At 73.9% G+C, this 25,322-nt stretch carries 24 protein-coding genes; 6 read left to right on the forward strand and 18 right to left on the reverse strand.

Annotation, left to right across the window (positions count from 1 at the left end; all coding sequences use genetic code 11):
* Nucleotides 1–45: 45 nt before the first annotated feature.
* From ACIDOF_RS07420 to ACIDOF_RS07430, 3 genes are read left to right on the forward strand one after another with little or no spacing between them, the layout of a single operon-like run.
* Complete coding sequence (locus ACIDOF_RS07420) at nucleotides 46–546, forward strand: hypothetical protein (RefSeq protein WP_409004895.1); 501 nt, start codon at nucleotides 46–48, stop codon at nucleotides 544–546.
* Between the two features lies 1 nt (nucleotide 547).
* Complete coding sequence (locus tag ACIDOF_RS07425) at nucleotides 548–3,904, forward strand: ABC transporter permease subunit (RefSeq protein WP_409004896.1); 3,357 nt, start codon at nucleotides 548–550, stop codon at nucleotides 3,902–3,904.
* Entirely contained in the window at nucleotides 3,901–4,554 is a 654-nt protein-coding gene (locus ACIDOF_RS07430) for an ATP-binding cassette domain-containing protein (RefSeq protein ID WP_409004897.1), read from the forward strand. The genes ACIDOF_RS07425 and ACIDOF_RS07430 overlap by 4 nt, the downstream gene beginning before the upstream one ends.
* Nucleotides 4,555–4,579: 25 nt before the next feature.
* Here the strand turns inward: ACIDOF_RS07430 and ACIDOF_RS07435 are convergent, their stop codons facing one another.
* On the reverse strand, nucleotides 4,580–5,197 hold the full coding sequence (locus tag ACIDOF_RS07435) for a transglycosylase family protein (protein WP_409004898.1): 618 nt from the start codon (nucleotides 5,195–5,197) through the stop codon (nucleotides 4,580–4,582).
* A gap of 358 nt (nucleotides 5,198–5,555) precedes the next feature.
* On the opposite strand from ACIDOF_RS07435, the gene ACIDOF_RS07440 reads away from it, so the two are divergent.
* Nucleotides 5,556–6,383, forward strand: coding sequence for a hypothetical protein (locus tag ACIDOF_RS07440; protein ID WP_409004899.1), 828 nt, complete (start codon nucleotides 5,556–5,558; stop codon nucleotides 6,381–6,383).
* 132 nt (nucleotides 6,384–6,515) lie between these two features.
* Entirely contained in the window at nucleotides 6,516–6,818 is a 303-nt protein-coding gene (locus ACIDOF_RS07445) for a hypothetical protein (RefSeq protein WP_409004900.1), read from the forward strand.
* A gap of 126 nt (nucleotides 6,819–6,944) precedes the next feature.
* Here ACIDOF_RS07445 and der read toward each other — a convergent pair whose 3' ends face one another.
* From der to ACIDOF_RS07475, 6 genes are all read right to left on the reverse strand, one after another.
* Entirely contained in the window at nucleotides 6,945–8,447 is a 1,503-nt protein-coding gene (gene der / locus ACIDOF_RS07450; RefSeq protein WP_409004901.1) for a ribosome biogenesis GTPase Der, read from the reverse strand.
* A gap of 40 nt (nucleotides 8,448–8,487) precedes the next feature.
* Nucleotides 8,488–9,258 (reverse strand): lysophospholipid acyltransferase family protein, encoded by a 771-nt coding sequence (locus ACIDOF_RS07455; RefSeq protein WP_409004902.1) that lies wholly within the window; start codon nucleotides 9,256–9,258, stop codon nucleotides 8,488–8,490.
* Nucleotides 9,216–9,911 (reverse strand): (d)CMP kinase, encoded by a 696-nt coding sequence (gene cmk, locus ACIDOF_RS07460; protein WP_409004903.1) that lies wholly within the window; start codon nucleotides 9,909–9,911, stop codon nucleotides 9,216–9,218. The genes ACIDOF_RS07455 and cmk overlap by 43 nt, the downstream gene beginning before the upstream one ends.
* A 193-nt stretch (nucleotides 9,912–10,104) precedes the next feature.
* A complete protein-coding gene (locus ACIDOF_RS07465) occupies nucleotides 10,105–11,190 on the reverse strand; it encodes a prephenate dehydrogenase (protein ID WP_409004904.1) in 1,086 nt (361 codons plus the stop codon).
* On the reverse strand, nucleotides 11,187–11,549 hold the full coding sequence (aroH, locus tag ACIDOF_RS07470; protein ID WP_409004905.1) for a chorismate mutase: 363 nt from the start codon (nucleotides 11,547–11,549) through the stop codon (nucleotides 11,187–11,189). The genes ACIDOF_RS07465 and aroH overlap by 4 nt, the downstream gene beginning before the upstream one ends.
* Nucleotides 11,550–11,664: 115 nt before the next feature.
* Nucleotides 11,665–12,126: a YidB family protein gene (locus ACIDOF_RS07475; RefSeq protein WP_409004906.1), complete on the reverse strand. Its 462-nt coding sequence runs from the start codon at nucleotides 12,124–12,126 to the stop codon at nucleotides 11,665–11,667.
* A 126-nt stretch (nucleotides 12,127–12,252) separates the two neighbouring features.
* On the opposite strand from ACIDOF_RS07475, the gene ACIDOF_RS07480 reads away from it, so the two are divergent.
* Complete coding sequence (locus ACIDOF_RS07480) at nucleotides 12,253–12,981, forward strand: DNA polymerase beta superfamily protein (RefSeq protein ID WP_409004907.1); 729 nt, start codon at nucleotides 12,253–12,255, stop codon at nucleotides 12,979–12,981.
* Between the two features lie 9 nt (nucleotides 12,982–12,990).
* Here the strand turns inward: ACIDOF_RS07480 and ACIDOF_RS07485 are convergent, their stop codons facing one another.
* The 11 genes from ACIDOF_RS07485 to ACIDOF_RS07535 form a co-directional block, all read right to left on the reverse strand.
* On the reverse strand, nucleotides 12,991–13,752 hold the full coding sequence (locus ACIDOF_RS07485) for a DNA polymerase beta superfamily protein (protein WP_409004908.1): 762 nt from the start codon (nucleotides 13,750–13,752) through the stop codon (nucleotides 12,991–12,993).
* A gap of 2 nt (nucleotides 13,753–13,754) precedes the next feature.
* On the reverse strand, nucleotides 13,755–14,774 hold the full coding sequence (locus ACIDOF_RS07490) for an ADP-ribosylglycohydrolase family protein (protein WP_409004909.1): 1,020 nt from the start codon (nucleotides 14,772–14,774) through the stop codon (nucleotides 13,755–13,757).
* The gene (locus tag ACIDOF_RS07495; protein ID WP_409004910.1) at nucleotides 14,774–15,496 is read right to left on the reverse strand and encodes an NUDIX hydrolase; all 723 of its coding nucleotides are present in this window, start codon (nucleotides 15,494–15,496) and stop codon (nucleotides 14,774–14,776) included. Before ACIDOF_RS07495 ends, ACIDOF_RS07490 begins: the two co-directional genes overlap by 1 nt.
* Before the next feature lie 134 nt (nucleotides 15,497–15,630).
* Complete coding sequence (locus ACIDOF_RS07500) at nucleotides 15,631–16,752, reverse strand: pseudouridine synthase (RefSeq protein ID WP_409004911.1); 1,122 nt, start codon at nucleotides 16,750–16,752, stop codon at nucleotides 15,631–15,633.
* A gap of 11 nt (nucleotides 16,753–16,763) precedes the next feature.
* Entirely contained in the window at nucleotides 16,764–17,417 is a 654-nt protein-coding gene (gene scpB / locus ACIDOF_RS07505; RefSeq protein WP_409004912.1) for an SMC-Scp complex subunit ScpB, read from the reverse strand.
* Nucleotides 17,414–18,682 (reverse strand): segregation/condensation protein A, encoded by a 1,269-nt coding sequence (locus ACIDOF_RS07510; RefSeq protein WP_409004938.1) that lies wholly within the window; start codon nucleotides 18,680–18,682, stop codon nucleotides 17,414–17,416. Before ACIDOF_RS07510 ends, scpB begins: the two co-directional genes overlap by 4 nt.
* A 215-nt stretch (nucleotides 18,683–18,897) precedes the next feature.
* A complete protein-coding gene (locus ACIDOF_RS07515; protein WP_409004913.1) occupies nucleotides 18,898–19,500 on the reverse strand; it encodes a hypothetical protein in 603 nt (200 codons plus the stop codon).
* Complete coding sequence (locus ACIDOF_RS07520; RefSeq protein WP_409004914.1) at nucleotides 19,485–20,681, reverse strand: ParA family protein; 1,197 nt, start codon at nucleotides 20,679–20,681, stop codon at nucleotides 19,485–19,487. Before ACIDOF_RS07520 ends, ACIDOF_RS07515 begins: the two co-directional genes overlap by 16 nt.
* A 335-nt stretch (nucleotides 20,682–21,016) precedes the next feature.
* Entirely contained in the window at nucleotides 21,017–22,132 is a 1,116-nt protein-coding gene (ald, locus tag ACIDOF_RS07525; protein ID WP_409004915.1) for an alanine dehydrogenase, read from the reverse strand.
* Nucleotides 22,133–22,315: 183 nt separating this feature from the next.
* Complete coding sequence (locus ACIDOF_RS07530; RefSeq protein ID WP_409004916.1) at nucleotides 22,316–24,433, reverse strand: tetratricopeptide repeat protein; 2,118 nt, start codon at nucleotides 24,431–24,433, stop codon at nucleotides 22,316–22,318.
* A 213-nt stretch (nucleotides 24,434–24,646) separates the two neighbouring features.
* Nucleotides 24,647–25,273: an NUDIX domain-containing protein gene (locus ACIDOF_RS07535; protein WP_409004917.1), complete on the reverse strand. Its 627-nt coding sequence runs from the start codon at nucleotides 25,271–25,273 to the stop codon at nucleotides 24,647–24,649.
* Nucleotides 25,274–25,322 lie beyond the last annotated feature (49 nt).

The following is a 25,322-nucleotide window of genomic DNA, read 5'->3' on the forward strand; positions in this document are numbered from 1 at the left end:
GTTTTCTTGGATACAGCGCACTGTTCTCACCCCGGGGAGCCTCGGATGCGCACCTCCCGGCCCGGCACCGCCCGACTCCGCACCGCCCGCCTCCTGCTCTGGGCCGGTTCCGGCGCGCTCGCCCTCGGCGCGGTGCTGTGCGTGCTCGGCTGGTACGGGGTCTCGGGCGAGCGCTTCGCCGAGCGGCAGATCCCGTATCTCGCGTCCTGCACGGCGCCCGGCGCCGCCCTGATCGTCGCGGGCGCGATCCTGCTGGTCGGCGCGGGGAACGACCGGTCCGGGGAGCGGGTGCGGGAGCTGTACGAGCTGCTGGTCGCGGCGGACCCGGGCACCCCCGCTGCGGCGTCGTCCGGCCCGCGGAGCGACGAGCTCGTCCAGGTGCCGGGCGGGACGCTGTACCACCGCGCCGACTGCCCGCTGGTCGTCGGCAGACCGGAGGCCGTACGGGCGGGCCCGGGCCCCGGCCTCGCCCCGTGCCCGATCTGCGAGCCCGCCAGCCACGGTCCCGAGGGGCACAGCCCGGACGAGGCGGACCCGGAGCCCTGACATGGCCTCCCTGACGTACGACCTCACGCTCGCCGGGCTCTCCGTCGGCAGTGCGGCCGCGCTCACCGGGATCGGCCTGATCGTCACGTACCGGGCGACCGGCGTGCTCAACCTCGCGCACGGCGCCGTCGCCATGGTGTGCGCGTACCTGCTGCGCCAGCTCGCCGTGGAGTGGGGCTGGCCGCTGTGGCTCGCCGCGCTCGTGACGCTGTGCGTGGCGGCGCCGGGGATCGGGCTCGTCCTGGAGCGGGGCGTGTTCCGGCCGCTCGCGGTGCTCGGGGGCGATCCGGCGCAGACGCTGGTGGCGTCGATCGGGGTGTTCGTGCTGCTCGTCGGCGGGGCGGCGCTCGTGTGGGGGCAGGGGGCGCGCGCGGACGCGCCCGAGCTGCTGTCCGGCGGCGCGCCCTGGGTGCAGCTCGGGGCGGCGCTGGTCCTCGCGCTCGCCGTGGCCGCGGTCGGCCGCTGGACGCGGTTCGGCGGGGAGCTGCGGGCCGTCGTCGACAACCGCTCCCTGGCCGTCGTCTCCGGCATCGACGCGGACCGGGTGGCGGCGGCCGGCTGGGCCTTCGGCTCGTTCACCGCGGGTCTGACGGGCGTGCTGCTCGCCCCGTACGTACGGCTCGACCCGTACGGCCTGCCGCTGCTCGTGATGGAAGTCGTGGCCGTCGCCGTGGCCGCCGGGATGCGGAGCCTGCCGATCGCGGTGCTCGTCGCGCTCGGCCTCGGCGTCGCGCAGGCCCAGCTGACCCGGCTGCACCCCGGCGGCCGGGGCGAACCGTTGCTGCAGGCGGTCGGGGCGAACCTGTTCGTGGTGGCGCTGCTCGTCGCTGCGCTCGTCCTGCCCGACCCCGGGCGGGGGCGCGGCCGGCCGGCGCTGCCGCGCACCGCCACCGCGCGGGTGCGCACGCCGCCGGGCGCGTGGCTCGTGGCGGGCGTGCTGTTCCTGCTGCCGCTCGGCTTCGCGGGCTCCGACCTGCACACCGCCGTCCAGGTCCCGGCCCTCGCCGTGGTCCTGCTGTCGCTCGTCGTGGTCACCGGCAGGGGCGGGCAGATCTCCCTCGGCCAGTCCGCGTACGCGGGGCTCGGCGCCCTCTTCACGGCCCTGCTCGCGGCCGGGCGGTTCCCCGGGCTGCCCGCACTGCCCACGCTCGCGGCGCTCGGCCTCGCGGTGCTGCTCGTCGCGCCGCTCGGCCTGCTCACCGGGGGCCCGGCGATCCGGCGGCACGGCCTCGCGCTCGCCCTCGCCACGCTCGCGGTCGGCGTGGGCGTCAGCCGTTTCGTGTTCGACCAGCCGTACGCGACGTCCGGGCTCGGCCTCGACCGCCCGGCCGGGCTCGACGGCGACCGGGCGTACTACCTCCTCGAACTCGCCCTGCTCTGCGCCGCGTCGACAGCGGTCGCCGCACTGCGCCGGGGCCGCACCGGGCGGGCGCTCGCCGCGATGCGGGACCACGAGGCGGGCGCGGCGGCGGCCGGGGTGCCGGTGGCGCGCCTGAAGGTCGGCGCGTTCGTGGCGGGCGCCGCGCTCGCCGCACTCGGCGGCGGCATGCTCGCGCTCGGCGTACGCGCCTTCGACCCGGCGGCGTTCGACCCGGTCCGCGGACTGCTGTGGTTCGCGGCGGTGGTCGTGCTCGGCGCGGACTCCCTCCTCGGCGCCCTGCTCGCGGCGGCCCTCCTGGTCGGTCTCGACGAGGGCGCCCGCGGCGGCGTCGCGGCAGCGGCCGTCGGCGTACTGGCGGTCCTGCTCGGCCGCTTCCCCGGCGGCCCGTACGAGGCGCTGCGCGCGGCGGCGGGACGGCTGCGGCGACGGGGTGAGCCAGGGGTACTGACCCCGCTGGGCGTGCGGGTGGCACAGCACCTGCGGGCTTCCGGGCGGCGGACTGCCCGCCCCGGTTCTGCGTCGGTCCCGACCACCGCGCCGGCGAGGCCGCGTACGACTGCGCCCGGCCCCGCGGTCGCCCCGACCACCGCTCCACCGGGACCACCCACGGCTGCCGCCGGTTCGACGGCGGCGCGCGGGCATCCGGGCGGCAGCGCCTCGGCCCTGCTCGGGCGCTTCCCGTACGCGGCGCGGCGCGCAGCGTCCCGGCTCCGGCACCGGCCCGCGCCCCCGACCGCACCACGAACCCCCACAACCGTTCCGCCCCAGCGGCATCGACGCAGCAGCGCCTCGGCCCTCCTCGCCCGCGTTCCGAGCAAGTTGTACGGGGCACTGCGCGCGGCGGCACGGTTGCGGGGGCGGTATGCGGCTTCGCCCGTACCGCGAGTGCCCACGGCCGGACCACCCCCGCGCCCCGACCGCACCACCGCACGGCGCGGCCCTGCTCCGGCCGGCTCGACCGCACCCCGAGAGCGCCCGCGCGGCGCCTCAGCCCTGCGCCGCCTCTTCCCGTACAGGGCGCTGCGCGCCGCGGTGGCGCGGTGGCACCTGCGCCGCGCAACCGTCGGCCCAGGCCCGCCTGCCGCCGCACCCCGCCCCCGGACTCGCGCCCCCGCGCACCCCGGCCGCACCCCGGGCAGCCCCTTCGAGCCGCCGAGCCCACCGGCGCCCCCGGCCGCCGACTCGCCCGCGCGGCCCCCGAGGCCTCCGTCGAGGCCGCGCCCGGCCGCGCCCCGCTCCCCCGCCGAACCCTCCCCGCCCCCCGGCCCTCTCACCGGACGCGGACTGAGCGTCAGGTACGGCGAGTTCACCGCGCTCGACGGGGTGGACGTCGACGTTCCGGCCGGGCGGATCACGGGGGTCGTCGGGCCGAACGGGGCGGGCAAGAGCACCCTGTTCCACTGCCTGGCCGGGACGGTCGGGCCGCACGCCGTCATGACGGGCCGGGTGCGGTTCGCGGGCCTCGACCTCACGGACCGGCCCGCGCACGCCCGCGCCCGCCTCGGCATCGCCCGTACGTTCCAGCAGCTCGCCGTCTTCCCGTCCCTGACGGTCGCCGAGAACGTCGCCGTCGGCGCGGAGCAGGGCCGGGTGCGCGACGCCCGAACGGTCGGCCGCGCCCTGTCCCTGCTCGGCCTCGACGGCCCCGTGCGCGACCGGCCCGCCGCACGCCTGCCCACCGGGACGTTGCGCCGCGTCGAGCTCGCCCGCGCGCTGGCCGGCGCCCCGCACGTACTGCTCCTGGACGAGCCCGCGGCGGGCCTGGACACCGCCGAAGTGGCCGCGCTCACCGACCTGTTGCGGACCCTGGCGGCCGAGGGCACGGCCCTGCTGATCGTCGAGCACGACCTGGACCTGGTGGCGCACCTCGCCGACACGGTCCACGTCCTGGCCTCGGGCCGCATCACCGCGACCGGCCCGCCGGCGGACGTCCTCGCCCGGCTCGCCGTCCCGCGCGAAGGCCCGGCCGAGCCATGACCGCCGTACTGGAACTCCGCGCCGCACGCGTGCGGTACGGCCCCCTGGAGGCTCTGCACGGAGTGGACCTCGTCGTCGCCGAGGACGCCGTCACGGTCCTCCTCGGCCGCAACGGCTCCGGCCGTACGACGACCCTGCGCGCCCTCGCCGGCACGGTCCGCCTCTCCGCGGGCGCCGTCCTGTGGCGGGGCGAGGACGTGACCCGGCTCCCCGCCCACGCCCGCGCTGCCCGCGGCCTGACCCTCGTACCCGACCGGGAGGCCGTCTTCGGCACGCTGACCGTCGCCGAGAACCTCCGACTCGCCGCCCGCCACGGCGACTTCGCGCCCGCCCTGGACGCCTACCAGGAGCTCCGCCCCCTCCTCCCCCGCGCCGCCGGCACCCTCTCCGGCGGCGAGCAGCGCATCCTCGCCGTCGCCCGCGCCCTGCTCTCCCCCGCCCGCGTCCTCCTCCTCGACGAGCCGGCCCAGGGCATGTCCCCCACCCTCGCGGCCCGTACGTACGACCTGCTCGCCGCCCTCCCCGCCACCGTCGTCCTCGCCGAACAAGAACTCCCCGCCTCCCTGCGCACGGCCCCGCGCCCGGTGCTCGTGCACGAACTGCGGCGCGGGGCGGTGGCGTTCAGCGGGGAGGCGGGGGAGGTCCGGTGAGGCGCGGGTCCGGCCCGGGGCCGGGTCAGATCATGCGGCCCTTGGCCGTCAGGTTCGGGATCGTGAGGAGCATGCCCACGGAGATGCGGTCCGGGGACTTGCCGATCGTCTTCCGGTTGGCCTCGTACAGCGTCTGCCAGCCGCCCTCGACGTGGTAGCGGCGGGCGATCGAGCTGAGGGTGTCGCCGGGGGCGACCTTGTGGACGCGGCGGTCGAAGCGGATGCCCTTCGAGCACACCGGCCACGCCTTCGGCCCCTGACTGACCAGCACCTTCTCGGCGACCTTGACCTGCTCCTCGCGGGTGGCGAGGTCCGCGCGCGGGGCGTACTTCAGGCCGCCGTGCTCCTTCCACGTCGGCTGGTAGAACTGCAGGCCGCCGTAGAAGCCGTTGCCGGTGTTGGCGTCCCAACGGCCGCTGCTCTCGCACTCGGCCAGACACGTCCAGGGCGACTTCCCCGGCCCGCACTTGCGCGGCTTCTTCAGGGCCTTCGCGGAGCCGGAGGCCGCGCCGGGAGCTCCGGCGGCGCCCTCCCGTGGCTTCTCGTCCACCGTGGGCGGCGGCTCGGCGGCGGTGGCGGACACGGGCGCACACGAGAGGAGAGCTGCGGCGAGGGCAACGAACCAGACACGAGTGTTCGACATCGCGTCAGCCAATCAACCGCCGTACGGACCGCCGCGCCGCCGCGCCCCACCGCCCCGGACCGGCACCCGGTCGGACGAGAGGCGGCCGGGGCGCACGGGACGGCCGCGCGCCGAGTGCACGCCCCCTCCCGCAACGCCTGCGCGCCCCGTCAAAACGGAACGTCAACTTCCGTACATGCGCCCGAAGTTCCCGCACTCCGCGATTTCGGGAGCTCCCTCGCAATCCGCTGCCGATGGCCTGATTCCGTACGGCGTGCGGCGTGACTTGGCCCGCGGGTCTCCCGTTGAAGTCTTCATGGGCCGGGCTCCGTCCGGCCGTCCACGCATCGAACGACGTACCGAACTCCTAGGAGCACCCGTGCCGCGCATGCTCGACGTCAGCGACGACGTACGCGCCGAGATCGGCGACGAAGAGGCCGACCGGCTGCTCGCCGGCGACAACTCCCCGGGCAGCTACGACTGCACCTCCTGCCGCACCCCCGGCGACTCGGCGCAGGAACGCACCAGCACCGTGCTGTTCATCGGGGACGAGACCGCGGTCCTGGCCTTCGCCCACGCCACCTGCCTGCCCTCCCAGGTCGTGAAGGTCGCGGAGGAGCAGCTGCAGGGCGCCGTCCGCTCCATCACCGGCGAGGGCGGCGCCCCCGCCGGGGTTCCCGCACCCGCCGCCGCGTCCCCGCAGGCCGCGCCCGCCGCGCCCGCCGGGGCACAGCCGCAGCCCGCCACCCTCGGCGTCACCAGCGGCCTCGTGCTGCTCCACGACGAGCTCTACCCGGCCCTCGTCGTGGAGCCCACCGGTCCCATCGCCCGCCCCGGCACCACCGGCGGCGAGGACCAGTTCCTGGCGCTCCTGAGCGAGCAGGGCTTCCAGCCGCTCGGCCAGGTCAAGGAGGTGCCGACGGTGCTGCCCGGCTGGTCCGTGCTGCTCGCCGTCGGCCAGCTGCACGCGGTGCTGCAGCCGGGCAACGGCGGCTCGCCCGTCGCCTGGTGGCAGGCGCACCAGCCGCTGCAGGTCACCGACGGCTGGCGCACCGCCGCCTCCAAGCTGGGCAAGGTCATCGTCTTCGCGGCCCCGGTCGGCACGATCGGCCGCCAGCCGCGCGAGGACCTGCTGCGCGACGCCCTCGACAAGGCCGCCGTCAACGGCCGTCTCGTGGCGGCCACGATGCCGCTCGCGGGCACCTGATCCCGCGTCCGCACGACGAGGGCCCGACGGATCGCCGGTGATCGCACGCCGGTTCACCGCATCCGATCGGGCCCTCGGGTCGTTGGGCGATACGTGCCGCCATACGACCCCTCCCACCACCAGATTCCTCCGATGCGCCCGTCCCGTGACACCACGACGGAACGCTCGGCCACACCGATCTACGACGCGCTCTACTCGGAGTGGCGCCGGTTCTTCCGGGCCCTGCCGGGCGACCGCAGCGGTGAGGAGGATCTGAGGTTCCGGGGCTTCTCCGCCGGATCCCGGTATCCCGGCGCGGGCTCGACGCCCCCCGCGCACACCGGGTACACCCCGCCGAGCTTCTGGTTCGTCGCCGAGCCCCCGCGCCCCGACGGCAACGGCAACCGGGACCGGCAGCCGCCCGCGCTCCCGCCCGCCCGCCGCCGCGAGAGCTGAACTCCCGTACCAGCAAAGCCCTTCACCGACAGACGCGTGCGCCGTACGACGGCCGGTTCTCCGGTCTCGTCGTACGGCGCACGCGTCTGTCGTGGCCGCCCAGGGGCGCGGCGGCTCCCGCTCGGGTTACTTCTTGCGGCCGCGCTTCTCGCGGACGCGGACCGAGATGTGGATCGGCGTGCCCTCGAAGCCGAACTCCTCGCGCAGGCGGCGCTCCACGTACCTCCGGTAGCCGTGCTCGATGAAGCCGGAGGCGAAGAGCACGAAGCGCGGCGGCTTGGTGCCCGCCTGGGTGCCGAAGAGGATGCGGGGCTGCTTGCCGCCGCGGATCGGGTGCGGGTGCGCGGCGACCAGCTCGCCTAGGAAGGAGTTCAGGCGGCCGGTCGGCACGCGGGTCTCCCAGCCCTCCAGGGCCGTCTCGATCGCGGGAACCAGCTTCTCCATGTGCCGTCCCGTGCGCGCCGAGACGTTGACGCGGGGGGCCCAGGCGATCTGGCCGAGCTCGGTCTCGATCTCCCGCTCCAGGTAGTAGCGGCGCTCCTCGTCGAGGGTGTCCCACTTGTTGTACGCGACGACGATGGCGCGGCCCGCCTCGACGGCCATCGTGACGATGCGCTGGTCCTGGATGGAGATGGACTCGCTGGCGTCGATCAGGATGACCGCGACCTCGGCCTTCTCGACCGCGGCGGCGGTGCGCAGCGAGGCGTAGTAGTCCGCGCCCTGCTGCAGGTGGACGCGCTTGCGGATGCCCGCCGTGTCCACGAACTTCCAGGTGACGCCGCCGAGTTCGATCAGCTCGTCGACCGGGTCGCGGGTGGTGCCCGCCAGCTCGTTGACGACGACGCGCTCCTCCTTCGCGACCTTGTTCAGGAGGGAGGACTTGCCGACGTTCGGACGGCCGATCAGGGCGATCCGGCGCGGGCCGCCGATGCCGGTGCCGCCGAAGGTCTGCAGCGGGGCCTCGGGCAGCGCCTCCAGGACGGCGTCCAGCATGTCGCCGGTGCCGCGGCCGTGCAGCGAGGAGACCGGGTGCGGCTCGCCGATGCCGAGGGACCACAGGGCGTGCGCGTCGGCCTCGCCGCTGGGGCCGTCGACCTTGTTGGCGCACAGCACGACGGGCTTCTTGGCCTTGCGGAGCAGCTTGACGACGGCCTCGTCGGTGTCGGTGACGCCGACCGTGGAGTCGACGACGAAGACCACGGCGTCGGCGGTCTCGATCGCGTACTCGGCCTGGGCGGCGACGGAGGCGTCGATGCCGAGGACGTCCTGCTCCCAGCCGCCGGTGTCGACGACCTTGAAGCGGCGGCCGGCCCACTCCGCCTCGTACGTGACGCGGTCGCGGGTGACGCCCGGCTTGTCCTCGACGACGGCCTCGCGGCGGCCGATGATGCGGTTCACCAGCGTCGACTTGCCGACGTTGGGGCGGCCGACGACGGCGAGCACGGGCAGCGGGCCGTGGCCCGCCTCCTCGATGGCGCCCTCGACGTCTTCCAGGTCGAAGCCCTCTTCCGCGGCGAGCTCCATGAACTCCGCGTACTCGGCGTCGCCAAGCGCTCCGTGGTCGTGCTCGTCCGAGCCGCCGGAGTGGTTCTGCTCGTTCATGAAGTCCGTACCTCTGTCATCAGTCATCGATGGACCGCAGTGCGCGGTCCACTACTCAAAGTCTCGCTCAGCGCCCGGTCAGGCGCCTGGCGTTCTCCAGGTGGGCGGTGAGCCGCTCCTGGATGCGCACGGTGGCCTCGTCGAGCGCCTTGCGCGTGCGCCGACCCGACCCGCCCGCCCGTCTCCCACCGCCGCCCTTGGCCGAGCTTCGCGCCCCCTCTTGCGCCTCGAAGGCGTCGCCGAAGACGACGTCGATCCGGCTGCGCAGCGGGGGCAGCCCCCGTATCAACCGTCCCTGGCGCTCGGAGCTTCCCAGGACCGCGACCGGCACGATCGGGGCCCCGCTGCGCACCGCGAAGTACGCCAGGCCGGCGCGCAGCGACGCGAAGTCGCCCTCGCCGCGGGTGCCCTCGGGGAAGATGCCGAGGACCCCGCCCTCCGACAGGACGTCGAGCGCCTGCGTGATCGCCGTGCGGTCCGTGCTCGCGCGGTCGACCTTCAGCTGGCCGATGCCGCGCAGGAACGGGTCGAGCGGGCCGACGAACGCCTCCTTCTTGATGAGGAAGTGCACCGGCCGGGGCGCCGTCCCCATCAGCATCGGGCCGTCGAGGTTGTGCGCGTGGTTCACGGCCAGGATGACCGGTCCGCTCGCGGGCACCCGCCAGGCGCCGAGGACGCGCGGCTTCCACAGCCCGTACATCAGCCCGACGCCGATGCGCCGGCCGACCTCCGCACCCTTCTCGGAGGGAGCCGCGGCGCCCTTCCCGGAGGGCCGGGCGGCGGAGGACGAGACGGTCACGCGGCGGCCCGCTTCTCCTCGACCAGGGTCACGACGCACTCGATGACCTGCTGCAGGGTGAGCTCGGTGGTGTCGACCTCGACCGCGTCGTCCGCCTTGGCGAGGGGCGAGGTCTTGCGGCCGGAGTCGGCGGCGTCCCGCTTGATCAGGGCTTCCCTGGTCGCGTTGACGTCGGCGCCCTTGAGCTCGCCGCTGCGGCGGGCCGCGCGGGCCTCCGGGGAGGCGGTGAGGAAGATCTTCAGGTGGGCGTCGGGCAGCACCGTCGTACCGATGTCACGGCCCTCGACCACGATGCCGCCCTGGGCGCCGCGGGCGATGGAGCGCTGCAGCTCGGTGATCCGCGTCCGCACCTCGGGCACGGCGCTGACGGCGCTGACCTTGGAGGTGACGTCCTGCGTGCGGATCGGGCCCGAGACGTCCGTGCCGTCGACCGTGATGGTCGGGGCGGACGGGTCGGTGCCGGAGACGATGTCCGGCTTCTCGGCGACGGCGGCGATGGCGGCGGGGTCGGCGATGTCGATGCCGTTGTTCACCATCCACCAGGTGATGGCGCGGTACTGGGCGCCGGTGTCCAGGTAGCTCAGGCCGAGCTGCGCGGCGACGGCCTTGGAGGTGCTCGACTTGCCCGTGCCGGAGGGGCCGTCGATGGCGACGATCACTGCTGCCGGGGCGGCGTTTGCGGCGGTTTCCACGGGGGACGGACACCTTTCTCAGTGCACGGGGCAGGTGGTGGGCGCGAGAAACGCCCCGGACAAGGTTACTGGCTCGGGGCGTTGCTCTTTACGGGGCTGTGGACAACCGCCGTCGCAGCAGGTCACGGCGGGTACGGACGCCCCCGCCGCCACGGCCTGCCACGGCCTGCCGCTGGTGCCTGGCGGCCGGCCGCTACTGCCTGATCGACCAGCCGCGCTCGCGCAGCGCGGCCGTGAGGACCGGGGCCGACCTGGGCTCGACCGTCAGCTGGATCAGGCCCGCCTGGCGGCCGGTGGCGTGCTCGATGCGCACGTCCTCGATGTTGACCCCGGCAGCGCCCGCGTCCGCGAAGATCCGCGCGAGCTGGCCCGGCTGGTCGTCGATGAGCACGGTGACCGTCTCGTACGACACCGGGGCCGAGCCGTGCTTGCCGGGGACCCGGATCTGGCCGGCGTTGCCGCGGCGCAGGACGCGCTCGACGCCCTGGGCGCCGTCGTCCCGCTTCTCCGCGTCGGCGGACTGCAGGGCGCGCAGGGCCCGGACCGTCTCGTCCAGGTCGGCGGAGACCTCGGCGAGCAGGTCGGCGACGGGGCCGGGGTTGGCGGACAGGATGTCGATCCACATGCGCGGGTCGGAGGCCGCGATCCGGGTGACGTCCCTGATGCCCTGGCCGCAGAGCCGTACGGCGGTCTCCTCGGCGTGCTCCAGGCGGGCCGCGACCATGCTGGACACCAGGTGCGGCATGTGCGAGACGAGGGCGACGGCGCGGTCGTGCGCGTCGGCGTCCATCACGACCGGCACGGCCCGGCACAGCGAGATCAGTTCGAGGGCGAGGTTGAGCACCTCGGTGTCGGAGTCCCGGGTGGGCGTGAGCACCCAGGGACGGCCCTCGAAGAGGTCGGCGGTGGCGGCGAGGGGCCCGGAGCGTTCGCGGCCCGACATGGGGTGCGTGCCGATGTACGCGCTCAGGTCGAGGCCGAGCTCCTCCAGCTCGCGGCGCGGCCCGCCCTTGACGCTGGCCACGTCGATGTACCCGCGGGCGGCGCCGCGGCCCATCAGCTCGGCGAGGGTGCCGGCGACGTGCGCGGGCGGCACGGCGACGACCGCCAGGTCGACCGGGCCCTCGGGCGGGGTGTCGGTGCCGGCGCCGAGGGCCGCGGCGGTGCGGGCCTGCTCGGGGTCGTGGTCGGCGAGGTGCACGGTGACGCCGCGGCCGGCGAGGGCCAGGGCGACGGAGGTGCCGATCAGGCCGGTTCCGATGACGGCGGCTGTTCTCACTGGGCGATGTCCTTGCGCAGGGCGGCCGCGGCCCCGAGGTAGACGTGCGCCACCTCGGACCGGGGCCGGTCGGACTCGATGTGCGCGAGCAGCCGTACGACGCGGGGCATGGCGCCCTCGATGTCCAGCTCCTGGGCGCAGATCAGGGGTACGTCGGTGATGCCCAGGTTGCGGGCGGCGGCCGCCGGGAAGTCGCTGTGCAGGTCGGGGGTGGCCGTGAACCAGACGCTGATCAGGTCGTCCTGCGTCAGGTCGTTGCGCCGCAGGACCTCGGTGAGGAGCGCGCCGACCTGCTCGTCCATGTGCCGGGCGTCGTCCCGCTCCAGCTGGACGGCTCCCCGGACCGCTCGTACCGCCACGCTGCTGCTCCTCGACTGTCCTCGTCTGCGAAACCTGTGCGGGCCAAGGGTAGTCAGCCGCACGGACAGCGGTGCGCGGCGCTCGTCAGCCGAGACGGGTCCAGTGCCAGGGACCTCAGAGCTGCTGCTGCCGGATGAGGTCCTCCAGGGACGCCGCCGACGGCGCCCGGCCCTCCGGGGTCAGCTTGTCCACGACCTGCGGCAGCTGGGAGGCGACCTGGTCGGCCACCTCGTCGCGGCTGACTCCGGCGTCGGCTGCGACCTTGTCGAGGGTCTCGTCGGGCACCGCCTGCTTGACCTGGTCGGGGCTGAGCGGCCGGTTCTGGCCGGTGCCGACCCAGGAGTCGAGCTGGCCGCGGTCGCCGAGGCCGGATCTGGTGAGCATGTCGAGGAGGCCGCCGAGGGGGTTGTCGGCGCCCGCGCGTGTGCCGGTCGCGTCCGCGCGTGTGCCGGTCAGGAGGCTGCCGAGCAGCGCGCCGAGGATGCCGCCGGTGCCGCCCGCGCCGCCCTGCGGTCCGCCGCCCTGCCCGCCGCCGAGGAGTCCGCCGAGAAGCCCGCCCAGATCGTTGCCTGCCATGACCGTCGTACGCCTTTCGTGGGGGCGCCCGCGCGGGACCGCACGGGCGGTTCCAATGTCGCCCGCCGCCCACCGCCCCGCCACCCGGCGGCCGCCCTCGCCGGCCCTCGCGTACGCTCCCCCGGCATGCACACCGACGACGCAGCGCGCACCCCCGCCGACGTGCCGGGCCCCGAGGAGCTGGTGCGTGAACACACCGTCTACGCCTGCGTGATGGGGTCTCGCGCGTTCGGCCTGGCGACGGACGACAGCGACACGGACCGCCGTGGCGTCTTCCTCGCGCCCACCTGGTCGTACTGGCACTTCCACAAGCCGCCGACGCATGTGGAGGGGCCGCTCGACGAGCAGTTCTCGTGGGAGCTGGAGCGGTTCTGCGAGCTGGCGCTGCGCGCCAACCCGAACATCCTGGAGTGCCTGCACTCGCCGCTCGTCGAGCACTGCGACGCCACGGGCCGCGAACTGCTCGCGCTGCGCAGGGCGTTCCTGTCCCTGCGGGCGCACGAGACGTTCGCGCGGTACGCCCTCGGCCAGCGCCGCAAGCTCGACGCGGACGTCCGCACGCACGGCGCCCCGCGCTGGAAGCACGCCATGCATCTGCTGCGGCTGCTGATGTCCTGCCGCGACCTGCTGCGTACGGGCCGGCTGACGATCGACGTCGGAGACGCCCGCGAGGAGCTGCTGGCGGTCAAGCGCGGGGAGGTGCCCTGGCCGGAGGTCGAGTCCCGTATGACGGCCCTCGCCGAGCAGACGGAGCGGGCGGCGCGCCGCTCCCCTCTCCCTCCGGAACCCGACACCGCGCGTGTGACGGATTTCCTGTACCGGGTCAGGCGCACCTCGGCCCTCGCCGCGCCCTAGTCCGTCCGCTCAGCCGACGCGCACCCGCACCACGAAGTCGTGCAACGCCGCGTGCGCCGCCACCTCGTCCGGCAGCCCCGACCCCGCCTGCGCCGCCTCCAGCTCCCCCTGCAGCGCGTCCAGATCCGCCTCCACGCGCGCGTGGTCCACGTGCGCGGCGCCGTGTTCGGCCTCCGCCTTGGCGGCGATCAGCTCGGGCAGGTAGCCGGGCGCCCGTACGAGGTCGAGCAGGCTCGGGAGGTGGGCCTGCACCTCCCCCGTACGCATCAGGTGGATCCCGGTCAGCAGCACCCGGAACGTGTACAGGAGCGGCTTGAGTTCGCCGGTCCTGGCGAAGAGCCGGCGCTGCGTGCGTGCGAACCCCTGGTAGTGGTGGGCGTGATGGGAGGTCAGGACGCCCGGCGCCAGAGCGGCGAGCTCGGTGTGCGCGTCCGAGCTGTGCACGACGAGCGGGGAGAGGAGCTGCTCCAGGACGTAGCCGTTGCGGCGCAGCATCAGGCGTACGAACTTGCGCAGGTCGTGCGTGACGAGGTCCATCTCGACCGCCTCCCGCTCCCACATCCGCGTCCGTGTCTCCTCCGGCTCGCGCAGCCCGACCAGCGCCTCGACGGGCAGCAGGTGCACACCCCGCAGGTCGACGTCCGAGTCGCGGGACGGGAAGCCGTACAGGTGCGCCCCGGAGACCGTCGCGAACAGCAGCGGATCGGGCTGCTCGGCGACGACCGGCCCGAGGTCGAGGTCCGGGAGCCCGGCGCTGCGAAGAGCCGGCACCCTCACGCGTCCCACCGGCCGCCCAGCGCCAGCAGCTCGTCGCGGTGCTCGACCCGTGCCACCCAGTCCGCGGGCCAGGCGTCCGCGCCGAGGTGGGCGCCGGCGAAGGCCCCGGCGAGGCAGGCGATGGAGTCGGAGTCGCCGGCCGTGCAGGCGGCCCGGCGCAGCGCGGTGACCGGCTCGTCGGGGAAGAGCAGGAAGCACAACAGGCCGGTGGCGAGGGCCTCTTCGGCGATCCAGCCCTGCCCGGTGGCCAGGCACGGGTCCAGCTCCTCATTGGCGTCCGCGAGCGCCGCAGCGAGCCGTTCGAGGACGGCCAGGCACTCGTCCCAGCCGCGCGCGGCGAAGTGCTCGGCGCTCGGGTCCTGCGAGCGGGTCCACAGGTCGCCGAGCCACTCCTCGCGGTACGTGGTGCGGTTTTGCAGGGCGTACGAGCGCAGCCGCCCGACGAGGCCGACGGGGTCGACGCCGTCGGCGAGGAGCCGTACCGCGTACGAGGTGAGGTCGCTCGCGGCGAGGGCGGTGGGGTGGCCGTGGGTGAGCGCGGACTGGAGCTGCGAGGCGCCGGCCCGTACGTCGTCGTCGAGGCCGGGCAGCAGGCCGAGCGGGGCGACGCGCATGTTGGCGCCGCAGCCCTTGGAGTGCACCTGGCTGGCGTCGCGCCAGTCGCGGGCCTCGTCGGCGAGGAGCTCGCAGGCGCGGATGCAGGTGGCGCCGGGGGCGCGGTTGTTGTCGGGCGACACGTTCCAGGCGATGTACTCCCGGCGCACCTGGCGCGCGAACTCCTCGGGCCCGCCGAGGAGTCGACCGTCGAGCCGGGTCAGGGCGCGGGCGAGGGCGAGGGTCATCTGGGTGTCGTCGGTGATGTACGCCTGCGCGGGCAGCTCCATGTGCCGCCAGGGCCCGAACTTGGCGAGGATCTGCGGGACGTCGTTGAACTCGGTCGGGAAGCCGAGCGCGTCCCCGAGGGCGAGGCCGAGAAGGGCCCCGGTGGCGGCCCCCTTGGTGGGCGTGGTCGTCATCAGGAACGTCCTTCCGGTCGCAGCAGCGGGGGGTGCAGGGCGGTGGCGCCGCCCGCGCGGTAGAGGGCGGCGGGCTTGCCGCGCCCGCCGGTCAGCCGGGCCGCGCCGGGCACGGCCTCGACGAGTCCGGGCGTGGCGAGCACCTTGCGGCGGAAGTTCGCGGGGTCCAACTCGGCGCCCCACACGGCCTGGTAGACCTGCCGCAGCTCGCCGAGCGTGAACTCGGGCGGGCAGAAGGCGGTGGCGAGACCGGTGTACTCCAGCTTGGCGCCGACCCGGTCGTGGGCGTCGGCGAGGATCCGGTCGTGGTCGAAGGCGAGCGGCGCGTACGACGGCCGTTCGGCGCGGTAGGGCAGCCAGTCGGCGCGGGCCGCGTCGCTGCCCGCCTGCGCCTCGGGCGCGTCCGGGACGAGTGCGGTGAAGGCCACGGAGACGACGCGCATCCGCGGGTCCCGGTCGGGTTCGCTGTACGTGCGCAGCTGCTCCAGGTGCAGCCCGGCGACGTCCGACAGGCCGGTCTCCTCGGCGAGTTCGCGGCGCGCGGCGGTCTCGGCCGCCTCGTCGGGCTGCACGAATCCGCCGGGCAGCGCTCTGCGTCCCGCGTACGGCTGCTCGCCGCGCTCGACGAGGAGCACATGCAGCCGGCCTTCGCGGATGGTGAAGACGGCGAGGTCGACGGTGACGGCGAACGGCTCGTAGGCGTGCTTGTCATAGCCCTGCATGCAGGACCACCCCCTCTCTTTAATGGTCTCTACGACTATAAAGAGAGGGGGTGGTCCACCACAAGGGGATCCGGGAACGCGGCCCGAGCGGATACGGGGGGGGGACGCGCCCAGGGCGGATCCGCGGGTGCGGTCTAGAGGTCGACCTCGCGCATCAGCATGCCGACCTCGGTGTTGGACAGCCGCCGCAGCCAGCCCGACTTCTGGTCGCCGAGCGTGATCGGCCCGAACGAGACCCGCACCAGCTTCTCCACCGGGAACCCGGCCTCGGCGAGCATGCGCCGCACGATGTGCTTGCGGCCCTCGTGCAGCGTCACCTCGACGAGGTAGTTCTTGCCGGTCTGCTCGACCACCCGGAAGTGGTCCGCGCGCGCGTACCCGTCCTCCAGCTGGATGCCGTCCTTGAGCTGCTTGCCCAGGTCACGCGGGATGGGCCCGACGATCGCGGCGAGATAGGTCTTCTTCACGCCGTACTTCGGGTGCGTCAGGCGGTGCGCCAGCTCGCCGTGGTTGGTGAGCAGGATGACGCCCTCGGTCTCGGTGTCGAGCCGGCCCACGTGGAAGAGCCGCGTCTCCCGGTTCTGCACGTAGTCCCCGAGGCACTGCCGCCCCTCCGGGTCCTCCATCGTGGAGACGACGCCGGCGGGCTTGTTCAACGAGAAGAACTGGTACGACTGCGTGGCGACGGTCAGGCCGTCGACCTTGATCTCGTCCTTCTCCGGGTCGACCCGCAGGCCCTGCTCCAGGACGATCTCGCCGTTCACCTCGACGCGGGCCTGCTCGATCAGCTCCTCGCAGGCGCGCCGCGAGCCGTAGCCCGCGCGGGCCAGGACCTTCTGCAGCCGCTCGCCCTCCTGCTCGGCGCCGGGGAAGGTCTTGGGGAGCTTCACGTCCTTCTTGCCCGCGTACCGCTCGCGGTTGCGCTCCTCGGCCCGCGTCTCGTACTCACGCGAGTAGGCGGGGGCGCTGCGGCCGCCCCGGCCCTGCGGGCGCTTCGGCCCGCCCTTGGCGCCGCCGCGCGCCGCTCCGCCGCGGCCCGACTTGGGGCCGTCCTGGGAGGCGCCGGGGCCCACGTCGTACCGCCGCTCCTCGGGGCGCGGCTTCTTCGGGCGGCCGCTGCCCTGGCGCTCGTCCCGGTTGTTGCCGGCGCCGCGGTAGTTCCCGCGGCCGCCGCTGCTCCTGCCGCGGCCGCCGCTGTTGCCACCACGGCTCCCGCCGTTGTTTCCGCTGCTGTTCCTGCCGCTGCTGCTTCGCATCAAAATTCCGTCTAGTCGTCTGCTGCGTGTCCCGGCGCATCGGCTGCGTCGGGGTCGAACGACGGCACGCCTTCCAGGGTGTCCGGCTCGATCGCGTCCGCCTCGGGGAGGAAGGGCGCCAGCTCCGGCAGCTCGTCCAGGCCGCGCAGGCCCATCCGCTCCAGGAAGTAGTTCGTCGTCCTGTACAGGATCGCACCTGTTTCGGGTTCCGCGCCCGCCTCCTCCACGAGGCCCCGCTGCAGCAGCGTCCGCATGACCCCGTCACAGTTCACGCCGCGTACGGCGGAGACCCGGGAGCGGCTGACCGGCTGGCGGTACGCGACGACGGCCAGCGTCTCCAGGGCCGCCTGGGTGAGCCGGGCCTGCTGGCCGTCCAGGACGAAGCCCTCGACGGCCGCGGCGTACGCGGGCCGGGTGTAGAACCGCCAGCCGCCCGCGACGAGCCGCAGCTCGAAACCGCGGCCCTGGGCCGTGTACTCGTCGGCGAGCTCGCGCAGGGCGAGCGCCACCTCCCGCGGCCGCCGCTGCAGCACCTTGGCCAGGTGCTCCTCGGTGGCCGGCTCGTCGACGACCATCAGGACGGCCTCAAGGGCGGGCTTGAGGTCGAGCTCGGCGACCTCGAGCAGCCCGGCGGGCGCCTCCGTACCACTCCGCTCGCCGCTCATGCGCCGTCCTCCACTCGCTTGCTCTCCGGCTCTTCGGGGGCCTCGGGCGGCCGGTCGAACTCGTCGGTGACCTGCGGCCCGGCCCCTTCGCCGCCGGTCCAGCGCACGGTCAGCTCGCCGAGCGCCTCGTCCTGGACCATCGCCACGGCCTTCTCCCGGTACAGCTCGAGCAGCGCCAGGAACCGGGCGACGACGGTCAGGGTGTCCGGCGCGTCGTCGACCAGCACCCGGAAGCTGGCCTCCCCCACCTCCCGCAGCCGCGCCACGACGACCTCGGCCTGCTCGCGCACGGACACGAGCGGCGCGTGGATGTGGTCGACGTACACCTGCGGCTTCGGCTTGGGCTGCATCGCCTTCACGGCGAGCTTGGCGAACCCCTCGGCGCCGATGCTGATGACCACTTCGGGCAGCAACTCGGCGTGCTGCGGTTCGAGTCCGACGGTACGCGGACAGCGGCGGGCCTCGTCGTCGAGCCGGGCGTTGAAGATGTCCGCGATCTGTTTGTACGCGCGGTACTGCAGCAGCCGCGCGAACAGCAGGTCCCGCGCCTCGAGCAGCGCGAGGTCCGCCTCGTCCTCGACCTCGGCGGCGGGCAGCAGGCGTGCGGCCTTCAGGTCGAGGAGCGTCGCGGCGACGACGAGGAACTCGGTGGTCTGGTCGAGGTCCCAGTCGGGCCCCATGGCACGGATGTGCGCCATGAACTCGTCGGTCACCTTGGAGAGCGCGACCTCGGTGACGTCCAGCTTGTGCTTGGAGATCAACTGCAGCAGAAGGTCGAACGGCCCCTCGAAGTTGTCGAGCCGCACCTTGAACCGCCCGTCGTCGACGGCCACTTCACCGTCACCGGCGGCGCCGGGGGCGCCGGGGGCGGTCGCGGAGTCGGACTCGCCCTCGGGCTCGGTCGAGGGCTTGGTCGAAGGCTCGGGCTCGGCCACGCCGCCCGGCTCGCCTCCGTGCACCGTCTCGGGCTCGGCTGCGGCAGCGGAGGGGGTCGTGGGCCCGGTCCCGGTCGCGGCAGGGGCAACGGAGTCGGTCCCGGCCGGCCGCTCGGCCTCGGACTCGATCAGGGTGCCGGCCTCGGCACCCGTCCCTGCCTCGAAACCCCGCTCGGCTCCGGACGCCCCCCGGCGGTCCGTCCCGCCGACGAACTCGACCGCGGGATCGGTCGTGGGAGCGGTCGCAGGAGCGGTGTCGGACACGGATTCGGCCGTACGCCCGGCCTCGGCCCCAGCCCCGGCCCCCGTCGCGGACTCGCCGCCGGGCAGGCGCTCGGCCTCCGACTCGATCAGGGCCTGGCGCTCGCCCGCCGCCCCCGGCCCCCGGCCCAGCGTGCGGCGGCGGCCGGGGCGGGCCGGGGCTGCGGGGGTTGCGGAGGAGTCGTCGGTCGTCGGCATCGCGGTCCAGGGAGCGGGGGGTACGTACGAACGCGTACGAACGGGCAGGTTATCGTCCCCGCGCCCGCACCCGGGGACCCGGCGCGTCAGCGTCCGCGCAGGCGCCGTACGAGGATGCTCGCCTCGCCGCGGGACTCCAGGTCGGCGAGGACGACGGCGACGGCCTCGCGCACGATCCGGCCGCGGTCGACCGCGAGCCCGTGCTCACCGCGCAGCACGAGGCGCGCGTGCTCGAGGTCCATCAGCTCCTCGGCGGAGACGTACACGGTGATCTTCTCGTCGTGCCGTTCCCGGCCACTGGGCCGGCGGGCCGCCGCACGGCCGCGGCGCCGGCCGGTCTGGCCCGCGGCGGAGCCGGCCGCGCCCGCCGCGGACGACTGCCGCCGCCCGGTGCGCTCCTGCGTCTTCTCCGCCTCGCCGCCGCGGCTGCGGGGCTCGCCCGACTCGGCCTCGGCGGTGGCGTGTTCGGCGCTCTCCGCGCTCTCCCCCGAGGCTGCCTTGCCCGCCTCGGCCTTGGCGTCCTCGTCGGACGCCGCCGCCGCGGGGTCGCTCTCGCCCGCCGGTGCGGGCACCCGGGCCTCGCCGTTGGTCTGCCGGCGGCCGCTCTTGGGCGAGGACGCCTGCAGCGCCATCCCCCCGGTGGTACGGAACAGTTCGTCGGCTCCGGGCAGACTCACTCGGCGTGACACCGGGCGAGCACCTCCCTGGCGAGCTGGCGATAGGCGGCCGCACCAACGGAGTTGGAGGCGTACGTCGTGATCGGCTCACCGGCGACCGTGGTCTCCGGGAAGCGGACCGTGCGCCCGATGACCGTGTGGTACACGTGATTGTCGAAGGCCTCGACGACCCGGGCGAGCACCTCACGGCTGTGCACCGTGCGCGAGTCGTACATCGTGGCGAGGATGCCGTCCAACTCCAGGTCGGGGTTGAGACGTTCCTGCACCTTCTCGATGGTCTCGGTGAGCAGGGCGACACCGCGCAGCGCGAAGAACTCGCACTCCAGCGGGACGATCACCTTGTGCGCGGCGGTGAGCGCGTTCACCGTGAGCAGGCCGAGCGAGGGCTGGCAGTCGATCACGATGTAGTCGTAGTCGTTCATCAGCGGCTTGAGCGCACGCTGCAGCGTGGACTCGCGCGCGACCTCGCTCACCAACTGCACTTCCGCAGCCGACAAGTCGATGTTGCTGGGCAGCAGGTCCATGTTCGGGACCGCGGTCTTCAGGAGCACCTCGTCCGCCGCCATGCCCCGCTCCATGAGCAGGTTGTAGACGGTGAGGTCGAGCTCCATCGGGTTCACCCCGAGGCCGACCGAGAGGGCGCCCTGCGGGTCGAAGTCGACGAGCAGCACCCGTCGTCCGTACTCGGCGAGCGCGGCGCCCAGGTTGATGGTCGACGTGGTCTTGCCCACGCCGCCCTTCTGGTTGCACATCGCGATGATCTTCGCGGGACCGTGATCGGTCAGCGGGCCCGGGATCGGGAAGTACGGCAGCGGGCGTCCCGTCGGGCCGATCCGCTCGCGGCGCTGGCGGGCAGCGTCGGGGGCGAGAGTGGCCGCGTACTCGGGGTCGGGCTCGTACTCGGCGTCGGGGTCGTAGAAGTGCCCCTCGGGCAGTTCGTCGTAGTCGGCGAAGTGCGTGGGGTTCTCGCCACTCGGGTCGCCGGCCATGGCGTTCACTTGATGGCCATCCATGCTCTGGTGGGCTGAAAGCGTCGGCTGCGGACGCTGCGTCGCGTGCGCGCGCTGGGGGTTCTGGTGGTCGGCGTGGGTACGGACGGCGACGGAGCCGACGGCCTCGTGCCCAGTGGAACCCGAACCCTGCGCCGGCGTTCCTGGCTGACCACCCCCGGGAGTAAATGTCGACTCATTCACAAGTCGTCTTACCTCCTTGGTGACCAGGAAACTTCTAGATAGGTCAGCGTGGCACCATGCCGACGGTTGGCGACTCTATGGCGTGTCACCGCTCCGCAGCAACACAATCCGCCGGACCCGGCCCGATGTGTCGGCATCCGAACACCCTCGTGTCAAGGGTGCGCGGGGGTCTCCAGGGGTGTTTCGCCGGTGTGCGAAACGGTTAAAGGGTTACGTTCGAGGCGAGTTGACCGAGCCTCACAAAGTGACCCGATACACATACGGCCGGACCTTGGCGGGCAAGGTCCGGCCGCGGGCGCGAAGTTGACGTCGCGCGTTGACGGGGGCTTTGTCGACTAGCCGAGCAGCGTGCTCAGTTCGACGTGCTCCAGGCCGTGCGCCTCGGCCACGGAACCGTAAACCACCTTGCCGTCATGGGTGTTGAGGCCGAGCGCGAGCGCGGGGTCACGGCGCAGCGCCTCGACCCAGCCGCGGTTGGCGAGCTCCACGATGTACGGCAGCGTCGCGTTGGTCAGCGCGTACGTCGAGGTGTTCGGGACGGCGCCGGGCATGTTGGCGACGCAGTAGAAGACCGAGTTGTGGACCTTGAAGGTCGGCTCGGCGTGCGTGGTCGGACGCGAGTCCTCGAAGCAGCCGCCCTGGTCGATCGCGATGTCGACAAGAACACTTCCCGGCTTCATCTTGGCGACGAGCTCGTTGGTGACCAGCTTCGGGGCCTTGGCGCCCGGGATGAGCACGGCGCCGATGACGAGGTCGGCCTCGACGACGGCCTTCTCCAGCTCGTAGGCGTTGGAGACGATCGTCTGCACCTTGGTGCCGAAGATCTTGTCGGCCTCGCGGAGCTTGTTGATGTCCTTGTCGAGCAGGGTCACGTGGAAGCCCATACCGACGGCGATCTGCGTGGCGTTCCAGCCGGAGACGCCGCCGCCGATGACGACGGCCTTGCCGGCCTGGGTGCCGGGCACGCCGCCGGGCAGCACGCCGCGGCCGCCGTTGAAGGCCATCAGGTGGTACGCGCCGACCTGCGGGGCCAGGCGGCCCGCGACCTCGGACATCGGGGCGAGCAGCGGCAGGGCGCGGTTCGCGGTCTCGACGGTCTCGTAGGCGATGGCGGTGGTGCCGGACTCCAGGAGGGCGTCCGTGCACTCCTTGGAAGCGGCCAGGTGCAGGTAGGTGAAGAGCGTCTGGTCCTTGCGGAGGCGGTGGTACTCCTCGGCGATCGGCTCCTTGACCTTCAGCAGCAGGTCGGCGGTGGCCCACACCTCGTCGGCGGTGTCGAGGATCGTGGCGCCCGCGCCGACGTACTCCTCGTTGGCGATGGAGGAGCCGAGACCGGCGTCCTTCTCGACGAAGACCTGGTGGCCGTTACGCACCAGCTCGTGCACACCGGCGGGCGTGATCGCCACCCGGAACTCGTTGTTCTTGACCTCGCGGGGGATGCCGACCTTCATCGTCGATCACGGTCCTTGGCTCAGGGGATGTTTCAGGCAATGACACACATACCCGTATGCACAGCGGCACAACGGGAGACACCGCGAAAGAACGCGGCGGAGCCAGTCTAATGAAGGATTTTGAGCTGTCTAGCCTTTCAAAGCATCAATCTTCTGGAGGAGCACTACGGATTTCGTAGGCGATCATCCGGCTCCGTCTTCGGAGCTCCCTTCTGCGCCCGGGCCGGCCCCGCCGTCCGGTCCCGTGGCAGAACCGGACGCGGCCAGCTCTTCTCCCAGCATGCGCTCGGCGGCCGCCCGGTGCAGCCCGGCGGAGGCGCTGTCGCCGAGCCGGTCGAGGGTGTCCGCGAGCCTGACCTGCAGCGCCGCCTGCAGCCGTACGTCCTCGGCCCGGCGCGCCCACTCCACGGCCTCCTGGCAAGTGCGCAGCGACTCCTCGGGCCGCCCCGCGTACTCCTGCACCCGCGCCATCTCGCTCAACGCCCTTGCGTACGCGGGGATTTCACCGGCCTTGCGGTAACCGCTCGCCGCCGAGCGCCAGTTGCGCAGCGCGTCGCCGTACCGGCCCGCGTACGTGAGGGTGCCCGCGATGCGGCCGTAGAGGCGGGCCGCGTCGAGGCGCTCGCCGCGCGCGAGGCGGTCGCTCAGGGCCCGCCCGAACCAGTCGGCGGCCCGCTGCAGATCCCCCAGCTCCTGGTAGGCGCCGCCTACGGATTCCATCGCGCGCCCCAGGGCGTACGGGTCCTTCGCGGCCCGCGCGGCGTCCAGGGCGGCGCGGTAGTGGGCCAGGGCCTCGCGGGTGCGGCCGGTGCCCGCGTCGAGGTCGCCGAGGTTCAGGAGGGCCGCGGCCTGCTCGCGGGGCAGATCGCGGCGCTCGGCGACGTCGAGGACGAGGCGGTGGATGCCGTACAGGTCGGCGGCCGCGTCCTGGCCGCAGTGCGCGACCAGCGCCCGGGTCAGGGCCGCCATCAGCCGCCTGGCCAGGGTGTCCAGGTTCCCGTCGGCGACCGCGAGCCGGGCCGAGGCCAGCAGCGCGGGCCGGCGCAGCCGCAGCCAGTCGGCGGCGGCCTGCGGGGAGTCGAAGCGCAGCGCGCGCGGCAGCCCGGCCAGGCGCCCCCGCGCCACCGACCCCTCGGGCTCGGTCACGGCCCGGCAGGAGTGCAGCAGCCGCACGGTCCGCTCCAGCATCCGGGCGCGGGCGAGCTGCACCTCGCCGGGCCGGTCCTGCGTCTCGGTCAGCCCGCGCAGCATCGGCTGCAGACACCCGGGCACGGCGTACTCCGGCCCTTGGGCGAGCTCGGCCCCGGTCCGGCGTACGAGGCCGAGGCGGGCGAAGTCCTGCAGGGTGGTGGCGGCGGCGCCGACCGAGCAGCCGGCGAGCGCGGACGCGGTGTGCGGGTCGGCGAGGCCTGCGGGGGCGAGGCAGAGGAGTCGCAGTATCCGGGCGGCCGGGCCCGGCAGGGAGTCGTACACGAAGCGGAAGACGCGGGCGAGGCTGCCCGGCGAGCCCTGTTCGGTGCTGTCGTCGTCGGGGAGGTTGTGCAGCATCTTGGCCAGCTCGGCGACGGACGCCTTGGGCCGGTCCGCGAGCCAGCCGCCCGCGAGGACCAGGGCGGAGGGCTGGTGGCCGCACTGCTCGGCGAGGTGCTCGGCGGCGCGCGGGTCGACGGTGATGCGCACGGACCCGGTGTAGGCGGTGAGCAGATCCAGGGCGGACTTGGTGTCGAGGCCGCCGAGTGTGCACGGCCGGACGTCGGAGATCCCGGTGAGCGGGCCCTGCGAGGTCGCGACGACCAGGCACTGCGGGGCGTCCGGCAGCAGCGGGTCGACCTGCTCCGCGTCGGCGGCGCCGTCGAGCAGCATCAGGACTCGGCGTACGGCGAGGGCCTCGCGGAGGATCTCGGTGAGCTCGTCCTCGTCGGCGCCGGGGGTGACCGGCACGGACAGGGCGTCGAGGAGTGCGCGGGCGGTGCGCTCGGTGGGGACCGGGCGGCCGTCGGGCTCGGTGAGGCGGGCGTGCAGCACGCCGTCGGGGTAGTCGCCGGCCAGCTCGTCGGCGAGGCGCTCGGCGAGTGCGGTGCGGCCGGAGCCGGGGCGGCCGGCGATGAGGAGGACGCGGGCGCGGGCGGGCTTGCGGCCGGAGAGGGTGTCGAGCCCGGTGCGCGCGATGTCCGCCCGCAGCTCCTTCAACTCCCGCTGTCTGCCGACGAATTCGGGTGCCTCCGGGTCCCGCACCGCGCCTGGTGCTGCGGTTTCCGTCAGGGGTGAGGAGACCTGGGTGTCCACCGCCTGATCCGTCACGGGCCACGCTCCCGTCCAGCTGCGCACAGAGCCCGCCCGCGGTCGCGGGACGGGGAATTCCGAGCGTAGTTCACGCTCTGCGGCGCATCGGGCGGAGCGCGGCGGACACGTCGCCCGATCGGATCAGGAGATCGTCACACCGGAGACGATCTTGAACGGGCCGGTCGGCCCGGGCCCTTCCGCGGGGTTCCGGCGAGGGCTCGGGCCGCCCGCTCAGGCCTCGAAGGGGCGGGCCGGCCAGGGCGCGTCGGCCGGGCGGAGCGCGTCGAGGCCGTCGCCGTTCTGGGCGGCGACCAGCGAAAGCACGCCCACGACAAGGCAGTTGTGGTGCAGGTCGCCGGCGAGGACGCCGCGGACCAGCTCGTCGAGGGGGACGCGGGCGTGCTCCATGTCGGCCTCCTCCTCGTCGACCTCGAAGCGCTCGCCGTCCGCCTCCGACAGGTCACGGGCGAGGAACACGCGGATCGCCTCGTCGCAGCCGCCGGGCGAGGAGTAGATGTCGGTGAGCACCCGCCAGTCCTCGGCCTTGACGTGCGCCTCCTCGTACAGCTCGCGCTGGGCGGCGTGCAGGGGGTTCTCGCCGGGGATGTCGAGCAGTCCGGCGGGGATCTCCCAGAGGCGGTGGCGGACCGGGTGGCGGTACTGCTTGATGACCAGGACGCGGCCCTCGTCGTCGAGGGCGAGGACGGCGACCGAGCCGGGGTGGACCTGGTAGTCACGGGTCGCGACGCTGCCCCCGGGCATCACCACGTCGTCCGTGCGGACACTGGTCTTGTTGCCGGTGAACGGGGTCGCGGTGGCCGTGATCCGCCACTCGTCGGCGGTGTCCTTGAGCGTCATGTCGTACGTCCTCCCACACATGAAGAAACCGGGGTACAGGCCGCGAACG

Source organism: Streptomyces sp. Da 82-17 (assembly GCF_046098215.1).
In the GTDB taxonomy this organism is placed as follows: Bacteria; Actinomycetota; Actinomycetes; order Streptomycetales; family Streptomycetaceae; genus Streptomyces.

What these genes read in the sequence shown, in the direction of transcription:
- ACIDOF_RS07420 (WP_409004895.1), top strand. Translation starts at nt 46, where the DNA reads ATGCGCACCTCCCGGCCCGGCACCGCCCGACTCCGCACCGCCCGCCTC.
- ACIDOF_RS07425 (WP_409004896.1), top strand. Translation starts at nt 548, where the DNA reads ATGGCCTCCCTGACGTACGACCTCACGCTCGCCGGGCTCTCCGTCGGC.
- ACIDOF_RS07430 (WP_409004897.1), top strand. Translation starts at nt 3,901, where the DNA reads ATGACCGCCGTACTGGAACTCCGCGCCGCACGCGTGCGGTACGGCCCC.
- ACIDOF_RS07435 (WP_409004898.1), bottom strand. Translation starts at nt 5,197, where the DNA reads ATGTCGAACACTCGTGTCTGGTTCGTTGCCCTCGCCGCAGCTCTCCTC.
- ACIDOF_RS07445 (WP_409004900.1), top strand. Translation starts at nt 6,516, where the DNA reads ATGCGCCCGTCCCGTGACACCACGACGGAACGCTCGGCCACACCGATC.
- der (WP_409004901.1), bottom strand. Translation starts at nt 8,447, where the DNA reads ATGACTGATGACAGAGGTACGGACTTCATGAACGAGCAGAACCACTCC.
- ACIDOF_RS07475 (WP_409004906.1), bottom strand. Translation starts at nt 12,126, where the DNA reads ATGGCAGGCAACGATCTGGGCGGGCTTCTCGGCGGACTCCTCGGCGGC.
- ACIDOF_RS07480 (WP_409004907.1), top strand. Translation starts at nt 12,253, where the DNA reads ATGCACACCGACGACGCAGCGCGCACCCCCGCCGACGTGCCGGGCCCC.
- ACIDOF_RS07490 (WP_409004909.1), bottom strand. Translation starts at nt 14,774, where the DNA reads ATGACGACCACGCCCACCAAGGGGGCCGCCACCGGGGCCCTTCTCGGC.
- ACIDOF_RS07495 (WP_409004910.1), bottom strand. Translation starts at nt 15,496, where the DNA reads ATGCAGGGCTATGACAAGCACGCCTACGAGCCGTTCGCCGTCACCGTC.
- ACIDOF_RS07500 (WP_409004911.1), bottom strand. Translation starts at nt 16,752, where the DNA reads ATGCGAAGCAGCAGCGGCAGGAACAGCAGCGGAAACAACGGCGGGAGC.
- scpB (WP_409004912.1), bottom strand. Translation starts at nt 17,417, where the DNA reads ATGAGCGGCGAGCGGAGTGGTACGGAGGCGCCCGCCGGGCTGCTCGAG.
- ald (WP_409004915.1), bottom strand. Translation starts at nt 22,132, where the DNA reads ATGAAGGTCGGCATCCCCCGCGAGGTCAAGAACAACGAGTTCCGGGTG.
- ACIDOF_RS07535 (WP_409004917.1), bottom strand. Translation starts at nt 25,273, where the DNA reads ATGACGCTCAAGGACACCGCCGACGAGTGGCGGATCACGGCCACCGCG.